This is a genomic window from Streptomyces graminilatus, from assembly GCF_001418565.1.
Lineage (GTDB): Bacteria > Actinomycetota > Actinomycetes > Streptomycetales > Streptomycetaceae > Streptomyces > Streptomyces graminilatus.
In genome coordinates, this window is the sequence record NZ_LIQQ01000415.1 from 1 (window position 1) to 6396 (window position 6396).

The 6396-nt window shown below is 70.2% G+C and carries 3 protein-coding genes and 1 pseudogene; 3 read left to right on the forward strand and 1 reads right to left on the reverse strand.

Annotation, left to right across the window (positions count from 1 at the left end):
• Positions 1-223: 223 nt before the first annotated feature.
• From AOK08_RS31015 to AOK08_RS31025, 3 genes and pseudogenes are all read left to right on the forward strand, one after another.
• Positions 224-1150, forward strand: a pseudogene (locus tag AOK08_RS31015) (LysM peptidoglycan-binding domain-containing protein); the annotation flags it as partial.
• A gap of 433 nt (positions 1151-1583) precedes the next feature.
• Complete coding sequence (locus tag AOK08_RS31020; RefSeq protein WP_241827160.1) at positions 1584-2582, forward strand: DUF3558 domain-containing protein; 999 nt, start codon at positions 1584-1586, stop codon at positions 2580-2582.
• Positions 2583-2688: 106 nt separating this feature from the next.
• On the forward strand, positions 2689-4095 hold the full coding sequence (locus AOK08_RS31025) for a DUF2637 domain-containing protein (protein WP_055532254.1): 1407 nt from the start codon (positions 2689-2691) through the stop codon (positions 4093-4095).
• 80 nt (positions 4096-4175) lie between these two features.
• On the opposite strand, the gene lysS is transcribed toward AOK08_RS31025, so the two are convergent.
• Positions 4176-5927, reverse strand: coding sequence for a lysine--tRNA ligase (lysS, locus tag AOK08_RS31030; protein WP_055532255.1), 1752 nt, complete (start codon positions 5925-5927; stop codon positions 4176-4178).
• Between the last annotated feature and the right edge of the window lie 469 nt (positions 5928-6396).

Here is a 6396-nt window from a genome sequence, read left to right on the forward strand (position 1 = left end):
ACCCCACCCCACCCCACCCCACACGACACGACACGAATCCAGGACACCCGCCATGCCGCGACGCAGCACTTCAAGCCGGACGGGAAGCCGGACGGGAAGCCAGCCGGGAGACCCGTCGGACAGCCGGACCGGCAGTCAGGCCGGCAGTCGGACCGGAGGGTCGTCGGAACCCCGGAACCGGACCCCGCAGCCACTTCCCAGGCGGCGGCGCGGTCTTGGGGACATCGTCAAGGCGGTTCTCGCGTTCGTCGCCCTCGTGGGCCTGCTCGCCGGGGTGCCCTACGCGCTCGCCGTGGTCATCGGCTGGCCGTTCCCGGACGGGTCGCCGTCCCTGGACTGGCTGCGGGAAGAGATCACGGTCCACACCTTCCTCGGTGTGCTCGGCGTCATCGTGTGGATCGCCTGGGCCCAGTTCACCGCGTGCGTGCTCGTCGAGGTGAAGGCCGCGCTGTCCGGGGTCGGGATGCCGGGGAGGGTACCCGGGGCCGGGCCGAGCCAGTTGCTCGCGCGGCAACTCGTCGCCGCGCTGTTGCTCGTGGGCGCCACGGCCGCCTCCTTCACACCGGGGCTCTCGCAGCTCGGGCACTCCATGGAGGGGAACCAGCAGGGCGTCGTCGCCTCCGCACAGGCCACGCCCGGCGGTTCGCTGAGCGGGATGTTCGCGCAGCAGCAGGAGCAGGCGGCCAGTACCGCCGCCGCGCTCGGCCGGCAGGCCGCCGACGTGGCGAGGCACGCGGAGGCCGGGGGACCGTTGGCCAAGGCCGAGGACACCAAGTACTACCGGATCCAGCCTCCCGAGGGGCGCCACCACGACTCCCTCTGGGAGATAGCGCAACGCCACCTCGGCGACGGGCGCCGGTACGGCGAGATCTACCAGCTCAACAAGGACCGCGTACAGCCCGACGGTTCGCGGCTCTCCGAGGCCAGCCTCATCCGCCCCGGCTGGATCATGCAGATGCCCGGCGACGCCCGTGGCGGCGACCTCGTCGAGATGCCCACCACCGCCTCCGCCCCCGACGCCGGTTCCTCCGTCTCCCCGCAGGTCGCCCAGCAGATCAACCAGTACGCCCAGACCGGCGACCACGCCCAGGCAGCCGGCGGCGGTCAGCAGGGCGGCGGCACCGCCTCCCTCGACACCGACACCGACACCGACACCGGCCTGGACCCCGCCACTGACGCCGCGTCGGCCGCCGCCCTCCAGCCCCGGCTCCTCGACGGGCTCGGCGACGAGGCGTTCCTCGACGACAAGCTGACCCCGGCCGGTTCAACGGCCCAGCAGCGCACGGTAACTGTGGCGTTCCGCACGTCCAACGTGATCGTGACCATCGAGTACGTGGAGCAGCCGACGACCCTCGGCACCGTGCCGGACAGCAAGGAAATGCAGGACAGGGCCCAGAAACTGGCCTCGCTGCTCGCGGGTGCGTTCGACTAGGACACGGCCTCCGTGCCGTCGTACCGACCGTCCGCGAAGGGCGTGAAGCAGGACCGCACACCCCCCTCACCGCGTACCGTGGCCCCTCGGACCCGATCCGACCGCAGGAACCGAGAGTCACAGGAACCACAGCGCGATGAGTGAAGGAACCATGCACCGACCCGCACAGCGAGACCAGCGCAGCCGGAACACCGGAGTGACGACGAGGCGGACGCACCGCGCCCTCGCCACCCTGGCCGCCGTCCCCGTCCTCCTCCTGGCGGCCGTCGGCTGCTCCTCCGACTCGGGGTCCGGATCCGGCTCCGGATCCGGCTCGGCTTCGGGATCCGGTTCCGCCGGCAGTTCGACGCCCGGGACGGGTGCGGGCGCGGGTCCGACGGTGAGCACGTCGCCGACCGTGCAGGCGGCGGCGTACCAGAAGCTGCCGGAGCCGTGCGCGGTGCTGTCGGTGAACACGCTGAAGGATCTGGTCCCCAAGGGCGTGAAGTCGGGCAAGGAGGGGTCGTCCAACGACACCACCACGCGCGGCAGTTGCTCCTGGACGAGCCTCGTCAACAACGGCGTGAAGGGCTCCCAGTTCCGCTGGCTGAACGTGTCGCTGCTGCGCTTCGAGTCGACCGCGTCGCGCGGCTCGGGTGAAGAGCTGGCGCAGGAGTACTTCAAGAGCCAGGTGCAGGACGCCGAGTCGACGGACGGTGCGAAGAACACGAGCTCGAAGCCGGTGCCCGGGACGGGCGACGAGGCGACGTCCGTGCGCTACGACCTGAAGAAGAAGGAAGGCGCCTTCCGGCAGCAGACGGTGGTGGCCCGGGTCGAGAACGTCGTGGTGACCCTCGACTACAACGGCGCCGGACTCGCGGGCGAGAAGACCCCGAGCGCGGAGAGTCTGGCGACGGCCGCGGTGAAGGCCGCGAAGGAGGCCGTGGCGAACGTCTCGTCGGCGAACGGCGAGGGCGGCGCGGCCGGCGGAGTCGTCCCGGCCCCGACCAGTTCGCCCACCAATTCCCCCACCAATTCGCCCTCCGAGTCGGCGAGTTCACCGGCGAAGCCGAAGGCGTCCCCGTCCAGGGCCTCGTCCAAGGTGACCTCGGGGTCGGTGTCCAAGTCACGTTCGTCCACCTCCTCCCGTTCATCCGCGAAAAAGAACTGACCTTGTCCGGGCAATACGTACGTCGCACACATGTGCCACCCTGTTGCGCGCAACAACACGCACTGGGAGGGGAGTACGGGTGGCCGCGCCACTGCAGTTGACACGAATGCACCGGGTTCTCATCGGCGTGGTCGTCGCCGGTGCGGTCGTGATCGCCGGGATCGGCTTCGCGGGGTCGTACGCGGCCGTCCGTGAACTGGCGATCAAGAAGGGCTTCGGGAACTTCAGCTACGTCTTCCCGATCGGCATCGACGCGGGCATCTGCGTCCTGCTCGCCCTCGACCTGCTCCTGACCTGGATCCGGATCCCGTTCCCGCTGCTGCGCCAGACGGCGTGGCTGCTGACGATGGCGACGATCGCGTTCAACGGCGCGGCGGCCTGGCCGGATCCGCTGGGCGTGGGCATGCACGCCGTCATCCCGGTGCTGTTCGTGGTCTCGGTGGAGGCGGCCCGGCACGCCATCGGCCGGATGGCGGACATCACGGCGGACAAGCACATGGAAGGCGTCCGCCTCACCCGCTGGCTGCTCTCCCCGCTCCCGACGTTCCTTCTCTGGCGCCGGATGAAGCTGTGGGAGCTGCGTTCCTACGACCAGGTCATCAAGCTGGAGCAGGAACGTCTCGTCTACCAGGCCCGCCTGCACGCCCGCTTCGGCCGGGCCTGGCGGCGCAAGGCCCCGGTGGAGTCCCTGATGCCGCTGCGCCTGGCCCGGTACGGCGTCCCCCTCGCGGAGACGGCCTCCTCGGGCCTGGCGGCGGCGGGCATCGAACCGGCACTCCTGCCGCCGGCCCCGCAGCCCGCCCTGGAGGCGGCGGACGCGGGCGCGGTGAGCCGTACCCCGGAGCCCGTGGCGGCCCTCCAGGCCCAGCCTCAGCCCCAGCCCCAGCCCGTCGAACAGCGCCCCTCTCCGGAGGCAGCCGCCCCCGCCGGGCAGCCGGACAACGCCGCCGAGCCCCAGAACCCCTGGCTCCAGGCCCGGGACCCCCGGGACATCCCGTACAAGGGCGGCTACGACCCCACGTACGACCCGGAACCCGCGGACGCCCAGTGGTACGCGGATCAGCAGCGGGCCGAGCAGTACGACCAGTACGAGGCCCAGCGGCAGTTCGAGGAGCAACAGCGCTTCGAACAGCAGCGGTTCGAACAGCAGAGCTTCGAGGAGCAGCGCTTCGCGGAACAGCGATTCGAGCCACGGAGGTTCCGCCAGCAGTTCGAGGAGTCGGCGGCTTCCATTCCTGAGCCCTCGCCGGAGGACACCGGCACCTTCCCGATCCCGGCGGGCCCTGGCCGTACCCGTGAGATGGGCGCGGGCGGCGGCACGGAGCCGACGGAGGACGACTACTACCTGGTCTTCAAGAAGTCGATAGACGGCAGCTACCCCACCGCGGGCCAGTTCCGGGGCGATGTGGAAGCGACGTTCGGCAACACGCTCCCGCAGCGCGACGCCGACCGCATGGTCGCCCGCTTCACCAACCGCCACACGGCGGAACTCCAGGACGACCACATCGCGTAGCTCCCCTCACATCCCCCTGTACGACGAACGGGGCGCCCGGCCACCAGCCGAGCGCCCCGCACGCACAGGTACGACAGGTACTACTCCCCGAGCAGAGCCCGCACCCGCTCCTGGCCCACCGCGAGGAGCAGCGTGGGCAGACGCGGACCCGTGTCGCGTCCGACGAGCAGGTGGTACAGCAGCGCGAAGAACGTGCGCTGGGCGACCTTGATCTCGGGCGGGAGTTCCTTGGCCGTGGCGTCGGCGGAGAAGCCGGCCTGGATCTTGGGCACGCCGTAGACGAGGTGGGAGAGCCCGTCCAGAGACCAGTTGTCGGCGAGGCCGTCCACGAGGAGCCGCAGCGACTGCCAGCCCTGCTCGTCGAGGGACTTGATCAGCTCGCTGTCGGGTTCCTGGCGGACGATGGTCCGCTGGTCGGCCGGCACCTGGGTGTTGATCCAGGCCTCGGCCTTGTCGAGCCGGGGCCGCACCTCGTCGAGGGAGGTGAGCGGGTCGGCGGGGTCCAGCTCGCTCAGGATCCGCAGCGTCTGGTCCTCGGCACCGGCGGTGATGTCGGCGACGGAGGCCAGCGTCCGGTACGGCAAAGCCCTTGCCGTACGCGGCAGTTCGCCCCCTGCGGTACGTACCGCACGGGAGTGGGCGGCGATGTCGGCCGGGAGGGCGGAGCCGTCGGTGACCTTCGCGTCGAGCTTGTCCCACTCGTCGTAGAGGCGCTGGATCTCCTGGTCGAAGGCGATCTTGAAGGACTGGTTGGGCCGGCGACGGGCGTACAGCCAGCGCAGGATCTGTGGCTCCATGATCTTCAGCGCGTCGGCGGCCGTGGGCACGCCGCCCTTGCTGCTGGACATCTTGGCCATGCCGCTGATGCCGACGAAGGCGTACATGGGCCCGATGGGCTGCTTGCCACCGAAGATGCTGTCGACGATCTGCCCGCCGACCTGGAACGAGGACCCGGGAGAGGAGTGGTCGACACCGCTCGGCTCGAAGATCACTCCTTCATACGCCCAGCGCATCGGCCAGTCGACCTTCCAGACCAGCTTGCCGCGGTTGAACTCGCTCAGCAGGACGGTCTCGGAGAAGCCGCAGGCGGTGCAGGTGTAGGTCAGCTCGGTGGTGTCGTCGTCGTAGGCGGTGACGGTGGTGAGGTCCTTGCCGCATCCGCCGCAGAAGGGCTTGTACGGGAAGTATCCGGCGGACCCGGAGGACCCGTCGTCCTCGGCGGCGGCCCCGGACCCCTCGGCGGCCTCGACCTCGGCCTCGTCGAGCGGCTTCTGGGCCTGCTGGGGCTTCTTGGCGGGGGCCTTCTTGGTGCGGTACTGGTCGAGGATGGCGTCGATGTCGGCGCGGTGCTTCATGGCGTGCAGGATCTGCTCGCGGTAGGCACCCGAGGTGTACTGCTCGGTCTGGCTGATCGGGTCGAACTCGACGCCCAGCTCGGCGAGCGCGTCGACCATCGCGGCCTTGAAGTGCTCGGCCCAGTTGGGGTGGGCGGATCCCGGGGGCGCCGGTACGGCGGTCAGCGGCCGTCCGATGTGCTCGGCCCAGGAGGCGTCGACGCCCTCGATACCGCCCGGCACCTTGCGGAAACGGTCGTAGTCGTCCCAGGAGATGAGGTGCCGGACCTCGTGCCCGCGCCGCCGCACCTCGTCGGCGACCAGGTGCGGGGTCATGACCTCGCGGAGGTTGCCGAGGTGGATGGGCCCGGAGGGGGACAGCCCGGACGCGACGACGACGGGTTTGCCGGGGGCTCGGCGCTCCGACTCCTCGATGACCTCATCCGCGAAACGGGAGACCCAGTCGGTGGTCTCGGTGCTCTGAGCCACGATCGGCACGTCCTCTGTGTTCTGGGATTCCTCTGGGAATCGACTCCAGCCGGTACGGTCGCACGGCTGACCGTCCCATTCTCCCAGGACGCACCCACACCACGAAAACGGGTATCGGCGCCCCTGGATCGGCCTGGATCGGCCTGGATCCGGCTGGATCCGGCTGGATCCGATCCGGCGGGATCCGGCGGATCCGGAAGGGGACGCCGATGTAGATGCGAATTTCCCGGCCGAAGTTCATCTTCCGGCCGAAGTTCGCCTATCAGCCGAAGTTCACCTTGATGTACTGGTCGCAGATGCGGTCCGAGGCGACCGTCGGACCTGGCTGGTCACGATCGCGCAGCGCACATTGCCTCCGCTTCCGCGGACGGCGCCGCCGAGGCAGGGCGTCGGCCGCGTGGTGCACGTCGAGGTGTCGCCCACGGTCACCCCTATGACCGGGGAGGGGAACATCTCCACCCCCCGGTCATACCCCCCG

Excerpts from the sequence above, each read along its gene's own strand:
- AOK08_RS31020 (WP_241827160.1), top strand. The coding sequence starts at position 1,584 with ATGCACCGACCCGCACAGCGAGACCAGCGCAGCCGGAACACCGGAGTG.
- AOK08_RS31025 (WP_055532254.1), top strand. The coding sequence starts at position 2,689 with ATGCACCGGGTTCTCATCGGCGTGGTCGTCGCCGGTGCGGTCGTGATC.